Source organism: Vibrio vulnificus NBRC 15645 = ATCC 27562 (genome assembly GCF_002224265.1).
Classification (GTDB): Bacteria; Pseudomonadota; Gammaproteobacteria; order Enterobacterales; family Vibrionaceae; genus Vibrio; species Vibrio vulnificus.
Genome location: NZ_CP012881.1, coordinates 708648 through 725493 on the forward strand (window position 1 = coordinate 708648; position 16846 = coordinate 725493).

Consider the following 16846-nt stretch of genomic DNA (forward strand, 5'->3'; position numbering starts at 1 on the left):
AGCTGGGTTTTTCTTTCTGTTCGCGCTAAGAATTACTTCACGCTTGTTACTCGGCTTGCTTTCTCGCCTGTTGCAGACACAGAGCGGATAAAGACTTCACCCTCTACTGCTGGACGAGCACTGTCTGCGTAAGTTAGCCAGTTCTTGCCGTCTAGCGAGTATTGAAGCGTGACGCCAGGAAACTGAACGTTCATTGCTAGCTTACCCTCTTCGACTTTCGCACCTGGTACAGGTAGGCGGTAGTCGATACCTGATTTTTCCAGTTTCGCCAGTTCACGTTGGCCAAGTACGTTGGCAAAGCGGTTGTAGTCTTGGTTTAGTGCAGCCTTGTCTACTAGGTTAGAGCTTTGCGAGTACTCAACACCCACTTTGTAGTCGTTTTCCCAATCGGCACGGTGCCATGCACGCTCAGCTGCTGCTAGTACGCGAGGGAATACCATGTACTCGTATTGCTCGTCGTTACGTACTGTCTCAGACCAAAGCTGTGCTGATAGGCCGTAGAAAGGCTTCGCTTCGATTTCACCTTTGCCCGTAAAGCCGTTGCCATCACGGTCTAAAGAGGTTTCAGCGTTTTGCGGCATGTTCTCTGGCGCAAAGCCGAACATCTTACGCGTGTCTGTTGCACGTGTTGCCCAGTAGTAACCGCGCTCTTTCGGGTCCACTTCGTATGGCATGTCCATGTACACGTAGTCTGGGTTAGACACGATCACGTCGTAACCTTTCTTCGACCACTCGTACACTGAAGATGTACCGCCCCAGTACAGAACGTCCCAGAAGTTGACGCGAGTATTTTCTGTTGCGAACGCGTTCTCACCTTCACTGTACTTCAAGCCATCTTGCCACGCTTGGAAGTTTGGAATGCCCTTCTCGGCCACAATCTTCGATACTTGCTCTGCAAAGTGACTTGGCAGGTGACCAAAATCGCTTACTGTGCCATCGGTAATGAGCGTCTGACATTGCGGAGACTGTGCAAATGGCTTGTCTTGCTTAGATAGGTCAATCGTGCCTTTCCAGCTAACTTTGTCTTCTGCGTTAACGTCTTGGAAACCAGCACCTAGCTTAATGTTCTTCGCTTCGTCACCACCAAAGTGCCACGTTGTTAGCGGTGCGCCTGCCTCTACATGCATGGCTGCTACTTCTGAAATCACTTTATCAACAAAGCGCGTTGACGATTCCATACATGGGTTGATAAAGCTTTGCTTATCGTAGAACTGAACGGTCGTCACGTTGGATGTATCTTGAGGATCCATCAGACGGTATTCGTTCGCTTGTGCTTCTTTACCTTCCGCCATGAGACGGTCGTAACGCGCTTCCATCGATACCACTGCAGCACGAGCGTGGGCTGGCATGTCGATTTCTGGAATCACTTCGATGTTACGTGCTTTCGCGTATTTCACGATTTCCACGTAGTCTGCTTTGCTAAAGTAGCCAGAGCCAAAGTTGTCTGACGTTGAACCCGAACCAAGCTGAGGCAATAAACAGCTTTTCTCTTCAACGTCGAAACAACGATTAGCACCCACTTCGGTCAGCTCAGGCAGACCCGGGATTTCTAAACGCCAGCCTTCATCGTCCGTTAGGTGAAGGTGTAGTTTGTTCATCTTGTACGCTGCCATTTGGTCTAGCGTGGCAAGAATGGCGTCTTTAGAGTGGAAGTTACGAGCCACATCCACCATCACGCCACGGTAATCAAAACGAGGCGCGTCTTTCATCGACAGTTGTGGTAGAGAATCCGCATTTTGGCTATCTATCAGGCCAAAGATAGATTGCACTGCGTAGAAAGCACCAGCTTGGTCAAACGCTTTAATCGCAATACCGTCGCCTTGGATACTCATCTCGTAAGCACCCAATTTTGCTAATTCACCAGTGAAGTCCGCTGGAACAACCGTGATGCTAACAGGAACATCACCGCGCACATTCACACCGACCACTTCTGCACGATCTTGAATTGCCGAAAATTGCGCCGCATCAAATACTTCTTTAGGCAGCGCAATACCCGACGCGATATCAACGGTGCCTTTGCCTGCTTCCACAAACAGTGGTGTTGGTAGCAAGGTGGTTGATACATCTTGTTTTGCTAGATCTTCGTTCTTCTCGAAGCGAGACACGGCACTCGCAAAGACGTTTTTGTCATCTGGCGTACGTTTTAGGTTGTTACCTTCAAGACCGGCTACGAAAGACGCTACATCTTCCGTGTTTAGAGAGGCAATCATCTTTGGCTCTGCGTTTGGTGCAGTGACGAAAGCACCAGGCATGAAATCGGTTTCAAACAGCGTCCAGTATTCGCCAATTAGAGGCAGTACAACTTCTTCACCCGCAGCAAAACCATCAAATTTATCTGTCGGTTCTAATTTGTGTAGGTCACCCGTGACACGAGAGATTTTGAACTGGTCGTTTTCCACATCTAAAATCAGACGGATGCTGTGAAAGTAAATGGCCCAATCTTTGGCATTGACGGCGTCACCTTGATTCACCAGCGTCATATTCACTCGGTTACAAGAAGCCCACTCGGCCCCCATATCACCACAGGCTAGCCCCACGTTCGCACCGTGATTTGTCATAACTTGGTATTGAATATCCAAATTATCCGCTAATGAATTGACGACACGTTGCTCATCGCTTTGTAATGTAGAGCAACCCGCCAAAGAAGCGATAACTGAAGCTGCAATTAAAGTTTGTTTCAACATCTTACTTACCCTAAAACTCAGAAAACCAATCCAGCCAAAACGGCTGTTACTTACCAATGCATTCAACATACAGCGAGTTTTTTCTAAGCGTAAAATTAATAAGCAAGAGAAGTGATCTACTTCAAACTGCGAACGAAAACAGAAAATATAAAAACTTTAATTTCAACAAGTTAAAAGAGACGTTAAATTCGTAATTTCATTTTTGACGACTTTTTATCAAATACAGATCACAAAAACACCGACACAATGGACACTATTGAAAGAAATTTCCCACAATAGCGACGTGCTTTAAAATTTAAATCATCAGAATTTGACGTTGAAATTGAGTATTTGATCGCACTTTTAGCTCCGTTAACGCTCGTCATTTTTATCAAATCAACAAATTTGCCGGAACATTTTTCAGGAAGTAAAACATGCTCAAATTCGTTACCGTTATTATTGCAATTACCACTCTAGTTCCTACAGCACTTGCCGAACCGTTAGTGTGGAAAGTGACCAAAGATAAAACGGAATTCAGAATATTAGGCTCGATTCATGTAGGAAGCGATGCACTGTACCCGCTACCCAATGAGATAGAAAACGCCATCGCTAACAGCCAAGCCCTCATTGTGGAGGCCGATTTATCGCAATTGAATCAAGTGACTTATCCACCTCAGCGCTATGTCAGTCAGCAAGTCCTCACCGATGTACAGAAACAGCAGCTGCAACAAATCGCCAATGCGCTTGGTTTGCCCTATCAACAATTGATGCTTGCTCCGCCGTGGGCAAGCGCCTTAACCATCCAAATGGCTCAAGTACAAAAACTGGGGTATCACTCAGAACTTGGCGTGGATAGCTATCTCATTCAAAAAGCACATCAACATGGTGTTCCTCTTCATCCGTTGGAAAGTGCGCAATTTCAAATCGATCTACTCACCAAGACACCTCAAGATGGCAAAGAATTGCTGACTAGTGCGCTGTCAGAGTTTAGTGAAAGTGAGCAGTTACTCTCTTGTTTGGTTGAGAGCTGGCAAAAAGGCGACAAACAAAAACTGGTAGAGTTCGCTAACCTTTCAGAGATCTCCCCTGAGTTGGAAAAAGCCATGCTGACGGATAGAAATCACGATTGGGTGCAAAAGCTCTCTCAACTAGCTCAGGAGGAGCCAGGGCATTATGCGGTGGTGGTCGGAGCGTTGCATTTGGTGGGCAAAGAGAATCTCATTGCGCTACTTGAGCAATCTGGTTTTAAAGCAGAGCAACTGACCCAAAGCCAGCCTGCGCAATGCCATTTCTAATTTTGGCTACCTCATAACACCTAGTTCAACATCAGCGAGCAAACTTTGTCTAAAACTAAAACGACGAAAGCCTGCTAAAAAGCAGGCTTTCTTAAAGTGGTCGGTGAAGAGGAATTCGATCGGACTGGCGTTCCAGCCCCCGTTCTCTACAACCAAAACATTGCAAAAAGGCCCTACTTTTCTGCAGGGCCTTTTCTTAATATGGCCGGTGAAGAGCCATATTCTAACGTCAGGCGAACCCCACGAGGTTCAACATCAGTAAGCAAGCTTTGTCTAAAGCCAAAACGACGAAAGCCTGCTAAAAAGCAGGCTTTCTTAAAGTGGTCGGTGAAGAGGAATTCGATCGGACTGGCGTTCCAGCCCCCGTTCTCTACAACCAAAACATTGCAAAAAGGCCCTACATTTCTGCAGGGCCTTTTCTTAATATGGCCGGTGAAGAGCCATATTCTAACGTCAGGCGAACCCCACGAGGTTCAACATCAGTAAGCAAGCTTTGTCTAAAGCCAAAACGACGAAAGCCTGCTAAAAAGCAGGCTTTCTTAAAGTGGTCGGTGAAGAGGAATTCGATCGGACTGGCGTTCCAGCCCCCGTTCTCTACAACCAAAACATTGCAAAAAGGCCCTACTTTTCTGCAGGGCCTTTTCTTAATATGGCCGGTGAAGAGCCATATTCTAACGTCAGGCGAACCCCACGAGGTTCAACATCAGTAAGCAAGCTTTGTCTAAAGCCAAAACGACGAAAGCCTGCTAAAAAGCAGGCTTTCTTAAAGTGGTCGGTGAAGAGGGATTCGAACCCCCGACCCTCTGGTCCCAAACCAGATGCGCTACCAAGCTGCGCTATTCACCGAGATGTTTTACAGAAACTTTGTTCCGTCAACGGATGCGTATATTACGGATTCTGACTGACGACGCAAGAGCTAAGCGCAGTTTTTTTGTAATAAATTATCCGTTTGCTCATTCCGCCATCAGTAGCACATAAAATGTGAGCAGAAACACACCAATAAAAACATATCGTTAACTTATGCAACACAATTGATCCAGATCAGTGTGCAAAATAGCACCAGCTTTTAACTTTACCCTGTCTTCACACTTTGGAGGAAACCATGGACTTTTGGCTCGATTTGCTATTCGGTAATGCGGTAGGACTTTCTTCAATGATTGTCATATTTGGTGCACTAGGTCTAATGCTGTTTTACGGCGGTTTCATCGTTTACAAGGTCATGAATGACAAATCTCCTCACTAGATATCGCCAAGCTCTATAATCTTTTTATAGAAACGCTTTGCACCGGAATGGGTTTTCTGCCTGTTCCGGTTTTTTATTCTCTGGGTTGATCGTTTCCCCCCAACCGTTGGTATACTCCTGCAACCATTAATCAAGCTTTGAGATGCCGTTATGTCTCACGACGATGATTTCGAACTTTTCCAACAAATGATGGGGGATGTAAAGCCCATCACTCATGACACCGCTGAACACAAGAAAAAACACCACGTCAGCGAATCTCAATTGGCGCGGCGCGAAGCGGCGATTTGGCTCACCGAGGATAATCCGGAACACCTCAGTCTTGATCACGCTGAAATGCTCAAACCTGATGACATGGTGGAGTTTAAAAGAGATGGCGTACAAGATGGTGTCTATCGTAAATTGCGTTTAGGCAAGTACCCCATCCAAGCCAGGCTAGACCTGCATAAGAAATCGCTCAAAGAAGCACGAGATGAACTGGTGCGCTTCCTCAAACAATGCATGAAAATGGACATTCGCACCGTCGTGATCGCTCATGGTCGAGGCGAGCTATCCGCTCCCCCAGCCAAGATGAAGAGTTTTGTCACGACATGGTTAATGCAGATTAAAGAAGTGCAATGTTGCCACAGTGCGCAGCGTTTTCATGGCGGAACTGGCGCTCTCTACGTTTTGCTGCAGAAAAGTGCCGACAAAAAACTCGAGAATCGAGAACGTCATCAAAAACGCTTAGGCTAACATTTATTCAGTGCTAGAATGCACGCCCTAATTTCCCTTACAACCAGTAAGGGAGTGAACAATACAACGCCGTTGTGAAACGTTAAGAGAGAACAACATGTCCCAAGATAACGCTAAACGCCTTAATAAATACATCAGTGAAACTGGTTTTTGCTCACGCCGCGAAGCCGATAAACTCATCGAGCAAGGTCGCGTCACCATCAATGGCAAACAGCCAGAAATGGGCACCAAGGTCTTGCCTGGTGACGACGTTTGTGTAGATGGAAAGCCTGTCGCGGCAAAGGAAAAACCGGTCTACATCGCGCTGAATAAACCCACTGGCATTACCTGCACTACTGAACGCAACATTCCGGGCAATATCGTTGATTTTATTGGGCATAAGAAGCGCATTTTCCCAATTGGTCGATTGGACAAACCTTCAGACGGTCTGATTTTCCTAACCAATGATGGGGATATTGTTAATAAGATTCTCCGTGCGGGTAACCACCACGAAAAAGAGTATGTGGTGCGAGTGGATAAACCCATTACGCCTGAATTTATTAAAGCAATGTCGAGCGGTGTCAATATTCTCGATACCGTAACCTTGCCGTGCAAAGTCACACAGGAAACCAAGTTCTCCTTCCGTATTGTTTTAACCCAAGGTTTGAACCGCCAGATCCGCCGTATGTGTGAAGCACTCGGCTATGAAGTGTTTAAACTGCGTCGTGTGCGCATTATGAACATTTCACTCGACGGCATTCCGAATGGTAAGTGGCGTTATCTCACAGACGATGAGGTGACTGAGATCCTTGCGATGTGTGAAGGCTCGGTTGGCACCGAAGAAGCCTCTCGCGTTGACGCCAAAGGCCGCCGTATTCGCAAAGCCACTGACGCTAAACTGTTTGACAGCCGTGAGGAAAATCAAACCTCTACTGCACGTCGCAACCAAAAACAACGCACTTTCAAAGGCAACAATGCCGATGAGTTTCGTCATGCGCCAAATTCGAAAAAAGCGCAGCAAAGAAAGCAGCAGGATGGCGATAAACCGCGTTTTGAAAAAACAAAGCGCCAAGAGCAAGCTGGAAAAGCACCGCGATATGATAATCCCAACGCGGCAAAACCCGTCAAACGTACCGGCGGCACTTTGACTCTGAAGAAATAACGCTACTCGCAACCATTGAAAAGGACGCTCCTACGAGCGTCCTTTTTTGATCACCACACGGTTTCACGCATCAAGTGTCATTCACCAAAGGAACTATGCCTCTAGACAGAGTTCAGCAAAATGCCCTCTAGTGAGCATCAGTAAATCTTGGGGGGCTAACTCGATCTCCAAACCACGCTTACCAGCACTAACACAAATGGTCTCTTGTTGCTCTGCACTCCTATGAAGAAAGGTGGGCAGAGCTTTCTTTTGCCCCAACGGACTAATACCGCCCACGACATATCCCGTGGTTTTTTGCGCGATTTCTGGGTCCGCCATATCGGCTTTTTTGCCATTAGCGGCTTTCGCTGCCAATTTTAGATTGAGCTTTTGATCAACGGGGATGATCGCTACCGCCAAGTTTTTTGCTTCGCCATTTAAGCAAAACAGTAATGTTTTAAAGACTTTTTTTGGATCTTGCCCAAGCACTTCTGCCGCTTCCAAACCATAGCTTGTCGCTCGTGGATCGTGCTGATATTCGTGGATGGTATGAGGAACTTTCTTTTTCTTGGCAAGATTGATAGCCGGAGTCATTGTCTTTCTCCTGTATAAACAAAAAGCGCTATCCCAGATCGGAATAGCGCTTTAGTTAAAGATATCAGCGAGATTGAGTCAAACTCTTTCTCTTATCGATTATTTGTAAACAATCTCACCGTTTGGCGCGAACTTGTTCACATCGATTGGGCTGTTCTTCTCTAGGAACTCTTTCAGTACTTCAGCATCCACAAAACCAGTGTTCACGTAACCAGGGTGGCCAGTCAGTTTAGGGTAACCATCACCACCAGCGGCGTTGTAGCTCGGTACGGTGAAGCGGTAAGTTTCGTCTAGACGAAGCTGTTTGCCACCAATGAATACGTTCGATACTTTGCCGTTAGCCACTGTCATGGAGATACCAGCGAACTGCGCGTAAGCACCTGAATCAACAGGTTTCGTTGCAACTACGTTTAGGTAGTCCAGCACTTCTTTACCCGTCATATCAGTGTAAGTCAGGATGTTTGCAAAAGGCTGAACGGTAAGAACGTCTTTGTAAGTCACTTCGCCTGCTTCAATCGAGTCACGCACGCCACCTGAGTTCATCACTGCGAAGTCAGCTTTTGCACGCTCCATGTGTGATACGGCAATCAGACGGCCTAGGTTAGTTTGCTGGAAGCGAACCACGTTACGGTCACCTTCAAGCTTGCCATTCGTGTCTGCAATCTTCACGTTGAGTTGCTCTTGACCTTTCTCTTGGTAAGGACGTAGGAACTCTAGCAATGCATCATCTTCTTTAATTTCACTTTCGATGAACACGCGCTGGCTCTTACCATCCACTTCCACTTTCTTCTTCAAGTTAACTGGAATCAGATCGTAGCTCACCATGCGTAGTTCACCATTACGGAACTCGTAATCCGCACGGCCAACATATTTACCCCACTCGTGCGCCTGCACGATGTAAGTACCGTTTTGTTGGTCTGGCTTACACTCGTCTGCTGGTTTGAAGTTTTTCTTCACCACATTTGGCGCTTCCATACAAACCGGCTCTTGCGAGTGACCACCGACGATCATGTCTAGGTCACCTTCATTTAGGTAACGAGCCAATGCAACATCGCCAGGAGCGTTGATGCCACGCTTACCATCTTCGTAGTGACCCATGTGCGTCACTGCGAAAATCAAATCTGGTTTTTCTGTTTCTTTCAGCTCAGCAATCAGCTTCTTCGCTTCTTCCTTCGGATCACGGAAGTCAATGGCGCCGATGAATTCAGGGTTGCCTAGCTTAGCCGTGTCTTCGGTTGTTAGACCGATAACCGCAATTTTGATACCTTGCTTATCGAACATCTCGTAAGCTTGGAACATGCGCTCGCCGGTTTTCTTGTCGTAAATATTGGCAGACAGCATTGGGAAGTTAGCCCACTCTTTCTGCTTCATCAGTACGTCTAGAGGATTGTCAAACTCATGGTTACCCAGCGCCATTGCGTCGTAACCGATTTTGCTCATGCCTTTGAAATCAGGCTCAGCATCTTGAAGATCTGACTCAGGAACACCTGTGTTGATATCACCGCCTGAAAGTAGCAGTACGCTGCCGCCTTCCGCTTGGATTTCAGCACGCAACTCATCGATCAGAGTTTTGCGAGCTGCCATACCGTACTCACCGTATTTGTTTTGCCAGAAACGGCCGTGGTGGTCGTTCGTGTGCAGTACTGTCAGTTTGTAAGTTGTATCTGCTGCCCATTCTTGAGTTGGCTGAGTTGCACAACCCGCCAGAGTTGCCAGAATAGCTGCGCTAAGCGCGGTTTTTACAATCAGGCGTTGCTTCATTGTCATACCTTTTGAACTTTTTGGGGATTCCACTGCAAATATCTACAGGCCTTTTTAAACATAAGCTCAATTTATTAAATCGAGTTAGGTTGGCTGTAAAACTTGATACAGTTTAAAGTAACTGGCCAAACCATTTCAGCGCGTTTTCATATTTATGATGCATTGATCACTATAAAAACCACGAAAAACTGTAACAAAGCCTGAGAGTTACAGTGACAAAACTCATGCGATCACAGGCAAACGTTTGACTAAGAAATGATGATATCGATTAAAGTTGTGATTCAGTTCACTAATTAAACAGAGTCAGAATAAAAAGCCACCACCTCACAAAAAAGAAGCCAACAGATAAAACAAAAAAAAGGACCGTTTTCTCGGTCCTTTTTGATCTTGATAACACGCAAATATTATCGGATGTCGATGTTCTCAAAGCTTTTCACCAGATCGTCCAGTGCTTTCATTTGCGCAAGGAACGGCTCTAGTTTGTCGAGTGGCAATGCCGATGGACCATCACAACGAGCTTGTTCTGGATTTGGGTGCGCCTCAATAAACAGACCAGCAATACCCGTTGCCAAACCCGCTTTCGCTAGCTCAACAGTCTGTTCACGGCGACCGCCTGATGCCGCGCCTGATGGGTCGCGCATTTGCAGTGAATGGGTCACATCAAAAATGATTGGGCTGCCTTTTGATGCTTTTTTCATGACGCCAAAACCCAGCATATCTACAACTAGGTTATCGTAACCATGACAAGAACCACGCTCACAAAGAATGATCTTATCGTTGCCACACTCGGCAAATTTCTCAACGATGTTACCCACTTGACCTGGGCTCATGAACTGAGGTTTCTTCACGTTGATGACCGCGCCCGTTTTGGCCATCGCTTCCACAAGGTCAGTCTGACGAGCCAAGAACGCAGGTAGCTGGATAACATCCACCACATCCGCGACTGGCTGCGCTTGTGCTTCTGTGTGAACGTCTGTGATGATCTTCACGCCAAACGTGTCTTTCAGCTCTTGGAAGATTTTCATCCCTTCTTCAAGACCAGGGCCACGGTATGAGTGAACAGAACTGCGGTTGGCTTTATCGAAAGACGCTTTGAATACGTAAGGAATACCCAACTTATCGGTCACTTTCACATAGTGCTCACAGATCTGCATCGCCAAATCACGTGACTCTAGTACGTTCATGCCAGCAAACAAAGTAAATGGCTTATCGTTGGCAACTGGGATATCACCAATCTGAACAATTTTCTGTTCCATCATTATGTCTCTTATTTGATCAATGTAGAGTGACCGCTTTGCCACTCATAACGTTAACTTGTTTTTTTAGCAGCTCTGCCGCTGGGTCATCTGGGCACTGATCAATAAAATACTGAAAATCAGACACCGCAATTTGATGACACTCTAGTTGTTGATAGATAAAGCCGCGATCACGAATTTCATAAGGGTCATCTGGCACAAACGTTAACGCCAGATTGGTGCAACGTAAAGCCAGAGTATAGCGCTCTTCTCGAAGTAGTGCGCCTTTTAACAAGGCAAGCCAGCGGCCAATCACTGTGGGGTTATCCGCCACCTCAAGATGCTCAGGCTTCAATCTTGCTAACGGCCCTTCATGGCCAATCAACCAAGCTTGTAAAAGGCGCTCGCCAACAAACTCACCATTAAATGGGTTGATGTATTGAACGCCCCCTTCGCACCAATCCACTCGCAAAAGAAACTGGGTTGGAAAGGTGACACCATGTAAGTCGAAGCCAAGCTGGCGACCTAGATAAAGCAGTATCGCGCCCAAACTGACCGGGATGCCTTTCCGACGCTGCAATACTTTATCAATAAAGCTGTTATCTGAATCAAAATAGGCTTCACGATCACCTTGAAACTGCCATTGGATGAAAAACAAGCGTAGAAAGGCGTCAAAGCGTTGTTTTTCATCTCGCTCGACAAACAGTTCGTTTTCCGCTTCTTTTAACAAACGAGCCAACTCATGCTTTACCCAAAGATCTTCTGTTTCTGGATTAATGGCTTTATTGAGCTCTAACGCCCCTTCCACCAGCTCCATGTTGTCAAAATCTTCGTCAAACAATTCCAGCATTACTTGTTATCCGTTTCCTTAATTCACACTAAATATTCTTAACCGAAAAACATCGGTGTCTTCGAAACCGCCAATTTGCCTGCCATCGCCAGCCAACCGAGCGCACCGAAGAAAGAGAAAGTACGTAGCAGCTTATTTTTACCCAATTTAAGCGCAAAGAAACCAAGAGCAATGTAAGCCATTACACAAGTGAGCTTCTCAGTTAACCAAGGCGCTGATGGGGTAAAAGGAATGAAACCGGTGATCACAATCAGCGCAATACCTGAGAGCAACAACAACGAGTCGTTGATATGAGGAAAACGTTGTAAAAATGGGTGCTTCAGCTTACTTGAGTTCATCATCATTAATGCGTAACGAACGGAAAGCAGCAATGCACTAATGGCAATGGTCAGTAAATGAAAGTGTTTCAAAGCTTCGTACATAGTGTTCTCTTTGATATCTGGATCTAGTGATCCGTGTTTTCTGGTAAAGCAACAAAGCAACCCAAAGTCACTCGATCGTTGCCACCGTAATCCTTCTCGGTTGCTACCTCTTGATATCCCAACGTTTCTAGGATTTCTCGAACAGCGATACCTTGATCGTAGCCATGTTCAAACATCAACCAGCCATGAGGCTCAAGATAGTCGCGCGCTTGTTGCGCGATATAACGGATGTCAGCCAGGCCAGACTCTTCGGCAACCAGAGCACTTTTTGGCTCAAATCGCACATCGCCTTGATTAAGATGGGGATCATTCTCATCAATATAAGGCGGATTGGAAACGATTAAAGCAAACTTTGTGCCTTGAGCCACAGGTTCAAACCAGCTGCCCTGTTTAAAGGTCACATTTTTGATATTCAACGCCAGCGCATTCGACTCAGCAAGCAGCTTCGCTTCCTGTTGTAAATCCACGCCCATCACAGTGCGATGTGGCAGTTCAGACGCCAGTGCAATGGCAATCGCGCCCGTACCGGTACCCAAGTCGAGGATGGAGCCCGTTTGCGTAGCGGTTTTTTCTAACGCTAACTCCACTAAACGCTCGGTATCGGGGCGAGGAATTAACGTCGATGGCGCGACTTTGAAAGGCAAAGACCAAAATTCTCGTTCGCCAATGATGTACGCCACCGGTTCGCCGGATAATCGACGTGCCACTAAAGCTTCAAACTGCTGCAGCTCTTGTTCGGTCAGTATTTTATCTGGCCAAGTAAACAGATAGCTACGCGGCTTATCAAGCACATGGCAAAGCAATACCGCGGCGTCTAAAGACGGCGAATCATTGCCTAACTCAGAAAAGCGAGATGCCGCCTGTTTAACAGCGGCATCTAGTGTCATCAACTCAGACATGGGATCAGTTGTTTTCCGCCAAAGCAGCCAATTGGTCCGCTTGGTGTTCCTGAATCACAGGATCGATCAAAGACTGAAGATCGCCTTCCATCACTTCAGAAAGACGGTAAATCGTCAAGTTGATGCGGTGATCTGACACTCGGCCTTGTGGGTAGTTGTAGGTACGAATACGGTCACTACGATCGCCCGAACCAAGCAGGTTACGACGCGTATCAGACACTTCTGCTGCACGCTTAGCCTCTTCAGCTTGAACAATACGAGCAGCTAGAACAGCCATCGCCTTGGCTTTGTTTTTGTGCTGTGAACGCTCATCCTGACACTCTACCACGGTACCGGTTGGTAAGTGGGTAATACGGATTGCTGAGTCAGTGGTGTTAACGTGCTGACCGCCCGCGCCAGAAGAGCGGAAGGTATCGATTTTTAGATCGCTTGCTTTGATCTCTGGAATTTCCGCTTCAGGAATTTCAGGCATGATTGCCACGGTACACGCCGAGGTATGTACGCGACCTTGCGATTCGGTTGCCGGCACACGTTGAACACGGTGACCGCCCGACTCAAACTTCAAGAAACCGTAAGCGCCATCGCCATTCACTTTCGCGATCATCTCTTTGTAACCGCCATGTTCTGCTTCATTCGCTGACATGACTTCAATACGCCAACCACGTTTTTCTGCAAACTTGCTGTACATACGGAACAGATCACCAGCAAAGATACCGGCTTCATCACCGCCTGCGCCCGCACGAATTTCGAGGAAACAGTTACGACTGTCATTCGGATCTTTCGGTAGTAGAAGAATTTGCAGCTCCGATGCCAAGTTTTCAATCGCCACTTTTGCTGCTTTAATCTCTTCTTGTGCCATTTCACGCATCTCTGCGTCGTCTTCTTTGGCCATCTCTTCCGCAGCAACTAAATCTTCTTGCGCTTGTTGATAGGCAGTAAAGCACTTGGTGACTTCTTCAAGTTGAGAATACTCTTTTGACAGTGCACGGAATTTGTCTTGGTCACCGATCACTCCCGGATCACCAAGAAGGTGCTGCACTTCTTCATAACGCTCAACCAGCATTTCTAGCTTGGTTAGAATCGAGGCTTTCATCATTTATATATCTTACTGATTGATAGAATTATTTGAGTTCATCCAGCCCTAAGCTTTGGCGAATGACGGTTAATTTTGCGGGCTCACCCTGCTCTGCGGCCAATTGTAGCGCACGTGTGGGTGCATGGATGAGTTTATTTGTCAGACGAGTACTCAGCTCACGCAGTACTTTCTCTGGGTCACTACCGCTTTCAAGTGATAACAGCGCTTTGCTGAGTAAATCCTCACGAATTTCATTGGCCGACTGGCGATACTCACGAATACTGTCCACCGCTTGGAGCGAGCGAAGCCAACTCATAAAAGCAGCACTTTCTTCTGCCACGATCGCTTCAGCTTGAATCGCTTCGACTTTGCGCTGCTCGATATTGCTGTCAATAATCGATTGCAGATCGTCAACAGTATACAAGTAAGCATCATTCAAATCGCCTACTTGCGCTTCCACATCACGCGGTACCGCAATATCCACGAGCAGAATGGGCTGATGACGGCGCTGCTTGAGCGCCGTTTCCACCATGCCTTTCCCAATGATCGGCAGCGGGCTCGCCGTGGAGCTGATCACGATGTCTGCTTTGGCAAGATGATTGGGAATCTCTTGCAAGCTGATCACCTGAGCATCAAATTGCTCTGCTAAGGTCAGTGCACGCTCACGAGTACGGTTTGCAACAATCATTTTACTACACCCGTTCGCGTGAAGGTGCTTCGCCACCAATTCGATGGTTTCACCAGCGCCGACCAATAGCACAGTGGATTGAGCCAACGATTCAAAAATGTGTTTGGCTAACGTACAAGCGGCATACGCGACCGAAACGGCGTTACCGCCAATATCGGTTTCCGTGCGGACGCGCTTAGCAACGGAAAAGGTTTTCTGAAACAATTTTTCCAAAGACGCATCCACCGCCTGCTGCTCACGCGAGTCGGAATACGCCTGTTTCACCTGCCCTAATATTTGTGGTTCACCCAGCACCAAAGAATCCAAGCCGCAAGAAACGCGCATCAGATGGCGAATTGCCGCTTGTTCTTCGTACACATACAAACTCGGTTTGAGCTCTTCTAAACCGATTTGATGAAACTGACTCAACCAATCAATCACCTTGCTGCGTGCACCCGATTTAACATCGCAATACACCTCGGTGCGGTTACAGGTAGAGAGAATCACGCTGCCATTGACTGCTTCATGCTGGCTGAGCTGCTGTAGTGCATTGGCCAGTTTGTCTGGACCAAACGCCACTTTCTCTCGCAAGTCAACCGACGCGGTATGGTGATTTATGCCAATAGCAAGCAAAGACATCGATAGTGCTTTCTCTGTACAGAATGGAAAATTAGGAGGCGAATTTTACTTTATGCACGACTTTATTAAAAGGGTGTAGCGGATTTGTTTTCCTTACTTCGTGAGTTCGATGCTATAGTTGAGCGCTCAAAGACTTAAATCAGACAGAAAGTATCCGCCATGTTTCGACGAACTTATTTTTGGTTAATGCTCTTGCCGCTGTTTATGGTTGGATGTACTGGCCTTCCGGAACATCCCACCAGCGTTGAGTGGCAAAGTCATCAAGCAAAACTGTCACAAATTCAATCATTTCAAGCCGTTGGAAAACTGGGTTACATTTCGCCAGAACAACGACAAAACCTCAACTTCTATTGGAAACACTCACCAGAACAAAGCAACCTGCGTTTTACGACGTTTCTTGGCCAAACCGCATTAAATCTCACCATGACGCCGCAAGGTGCTCGAGTTGAAACCTACGATGACCAAATTTTAACCGCCGAGAATGCGACCGCTTTGGTTCAACAGTTAACCGGGTTGGTTATACCTGTCGAACAACTGAGTGACTGGATCATCGGTTTGCCGAATGGCGCTGACGACTTTCAACTCAATGAGCAAAATACACTCGGCTCATTAGAGAAAGATCTCAATTTCCAGCGTTGGCATATCGCCTACACGCAGTATCGTGATGTGGAATTTCATCAACAAGTTGTACCGCTGCCAGCCAAGCTTAGCCTGACCCAGCAAGACATCAAATTAAACATCGTTGTGAGTAAGTGGACGCTAAAATAATGATCACCAGCCCAACTACTTGGCCCTCACCTGCCAAACTCAATCTTTTCTTGTACATCAATGGCCGTACTGACAATGGTTATCACGAACTGCAAACGTTATTTCAGTTCCTCGATTACGGCGATGAATTGACCATCAGCTCCAACCAAAGCGGAGTCATCATCATCACACCCGAGATAGCCGAGCTTCCTGTTGAAGATAATCTTATTTGGAAAGCCGCTAATGCGCTTCAACAAAAGACCGGATGTACGTTGGGTGCCCACATTCATCTGAACAAAATATTGCCGATGGGCGGCGGTATTGGTGGTGGTTCTTCCAATGCAGCAACAGCATTGGTTGCGCTGAATTTTCTTTGGCAACTTGGTCTTTCTGATGATGAATTAGCCGACATTGGCTTAAAATTGGGCGCGGATGTGCCCGTTTTTGTGCGCGGCCATGCGGCATTTGCTGAAGGTGTTGGCGAAAAACTGACGCCAGCACAACCAGAAGAGAAGTGGTATTTGGTGGTGAGACCCGATGTGCACATCGCCACCGTCGATATTTTCACGCATCCACAATTGACGAGAAATACGCCAAAGCGTTCTCTGGAAACGCTTCTTGACAGCGAATACGGAAACGATTGCGAAAAAATTGTCCGAATGATCCACCCAAAGGTTGATAAGCAACTTTCATGGCTGCTACAATACGCGCCGTCAAGATTGACGGGGACCGGATCTTGCGTTTTCGCTGAATTTAACAGCAGATCTGAAGCGGAATCAATCCTTGCCCAACTCTCTGACAATGTCTCGGCATTTGTCGCTCAAGGGCGCAATATTTCGCCGCTAAAAGAGACGTTGGCTGATCATCTTTCAGCCCAAAACCGACCTATTTAAAAACTGGACGC

The 16846-nt window shown here is 46.8% G+C and carries 15 protein-coding genes and 1 tRNA gene; 6 read left to right on the forward strand and 10 right to left on the reverse strand.

All coding sequences use genetic code 11. From position 1 onward, the window contains the following. Positions 1 to 32: 32 nt before the first annotated feature. On the reverse strand, positions 33 to 2684 hold the full coding sequence (locus tag AOT11_RS03135; RefSeq protein ID WP_026050439.1) for a beta-N-acetylhexosaminidase: 2652 nt from the start codon (positions 2682 to 2684) through the stop codon (positions 33 to 35). 413 nt (positions 2685 to 3097) lie between these two features. Between AOT11_RS03135 and AOT11_RS03140 the strand changes: the two genes are divergently transcribed. Then, positions 3098 to 3958 (forward strand): TraB/GumN family protein, encoded by an 861-nt coding sequence (locus AOT11_RS03140; RefSeq protein ID WP_017420910.1) that lies wholly within the window; start codon positions 3098 to 3100, stop codon positions 3956 to 3958. Between the two features lie 769 nt (positions 3959 to 4727). Here the strand turns inward: AOT11_RS03140 and AOT11_RS03150 are convergent. Continuing rightward, positions 4728 to 4804: transfer RNA gene (locus tag AOT11_RS03150), tRNA-Pro, on the reverse strand. A 256-nt stretch (positions 4805 to 5060) separates the two neighbouring features. Here AOT11_RS03150 and AOT11_RS03155 point away from each other — a divergent pair. From AOT11_RS03155 to rluF, 3 genes are all read left to right on the forward strand, one after another. Then, complete coding sequence (locus AOT11_RS03155) at positions 5061 to 5201, forward strand: DUF3149 domain-containing protein (RefSeq protein ID WP_011078358.1); 141 nt, start codon at positions 5061 to 5063, stop codon at positions 5199 to 5201. A gap of 150 nt (positions 5202 to 5351) precedes the next feature. Further along, positions 5352 to 5933: a DNA endonuclease SmrA gene (smrA, locus tag AOT11_RS03160; RefSeq protein ID WP_017420908.1), complete on the forward strand. Its 582-nt coding sequence runs from the start codon at positions 5352 to 5354 to the stop codon at positions 5931 to 5933. Positions 5934 to 6030: 97 nt separating this feature from the next. Beyond that, the gene (gene rluF, locus AOT11_RS03165) at positions 6031 to 7074 is read left to right on the forward strand and encodes a 23S rRNA pseudouridine(2604) synthase RluF (RefSeq protein ID WP_017420907.1); all 1044 of its coding nucleotides are present in this window, start codon (positions 6031 to 6033) and stop codon (positions 7072 to 7074) included. Positions 7075 to 7167: 93 nt separating this feature from the next. On the opposite strand, the gene ybaK is transcribed toward rluF, so the two are convergent. The 8 genes from ybaK to hemA all read right to left on the reverse strand — a co-directional run bounded on the left by ybaK (position 7168) and on the right by hemA (position 15195). Further along, positions 7168 to 7647, reverse strand: a complete 480-nt coding sequence (gene ybaK / locus AOT11_RS03170) for a Cys-tRNA(Pro) deacylase (protein ID WP_017420906.1) — start codon at positions 7645 to 7647, stop codon at positions 7168 to 7170. 99 nt (positions 7648 to 7746) lie between these two features. Then, complete coding sequence (ushA, locus tag AOT11_RS03175; RefSeq protein WP_026050438.1) at positions 7747 to 9408, reverse strand: bifunctional UDP-sugar hydrolase/5'-nucleotidase UshA; 1662 nt, start codon at positions 9406 to 9408, stop codon at positions 7747 to 7749. A gap of 404 nt (positions 9409 to 9812) precedes the next feature. After that, a complete protein-coding gene (gene kdsA / locus AOT11_RS03180; RefSeq protein WP_026050437.1) occupies positions 9813 to 10664 on the reverse strand; it encodes a 3-deoxy-8-phosphooctulonate synthase in 852 nt (283 codons plus the stop codon). Positions 10665 to 10683: 19 nt separating this feature from the next. Continuing rightward, a complete protein-coding gene (locus tag AOT11_RS03185; protein WP_017420903.1) occupies positions 10684 to 11493 on the reverse strand; it encodes a SirB1 family protein in 810 nt (269 codons plus the stop codon). A 38-nt stretch (positions 11494 to 11531) separates the two neighbouring features. After that, complete coding sequence (locus AOT11_RS03190; RefSeq protein WP_017420902.1) at positions 11532 to 11915, reverse strand: SirB2 family protein; 384 nt, start codon at positions 11913 to 11915, stop codon at positions 11532 to 11534. Between the two features lie 23 nt (positions 11916 to 11938). Further along, complete coding sequence (gene prmC / locus AOT11_RS03195) at positions 11939 to 12802, reverse strand: peptide chain release factor N(5)-glutamine methyltransferase (RefSeq protein ID WP_371287011.1); 864 nt, start codon at positions 12800 to 12802, stop codon at positions 11939 to 11941. A gap of 16 nt (positions 12803 to 12818) precedes the next feature. Further along, positions 12819 to 13907 (reverse strand): peptide chain release factor 1, encoded by a 1089-nt coding sequence (gene prfA, locus AOT11_RS03200; protein ID WP_026050436.1) that lies wholly within the window; start codon positions 13905 to 13907, stop codon positions 12819 to 12821. A gap of 28 nt (positions 13908 to 13935) precedes the next feature. Next, positions 13936 to 15195, reverse strand: a complete 1260-nt coding sequence (gene hemA / locus AOT11_RS03205) for a glutamyl-tRNA reductase (protein ID WP_017420899.1) — start codon at positions 15193 to 15195, stop codon at positions 13936 to 13938. A gap of 159 nt (positions 15196 to 15354) precedes the next feature. On the opposite strand from hemA, the gene lolB reads away from it, so the two are divergent. Beyond that, positions 15355 to 15963: a lipoprotein insertase outer membrane protein LolB gene (gene lolB, locus AOT11_RS03210; protein ID WP_017420898.1), complete on the forward strand. Its 609-nt coding sequence runs from the start codon at positions 15355 to 15357 to the stop codon at positions 15961 to 15963. Then, positions 15948 to 16835, forward strand: a complete 888-nt coding sequence (ispE, locus tag AOT11_RS03215) for a 4-(cytidine 5'-diphospho)-2-C-methyl-D-erythritol kinase (RefSeq protein ID WP_017420897.1) — start codon at positions 15948 to 15950, stop codon at positions 16833 to 16835. Before lolB ends, ispE begins: the two co-directional genes overlap by 16 nt. Positions 16836 to 16846 lie beyond the last annotated feature (11 nt).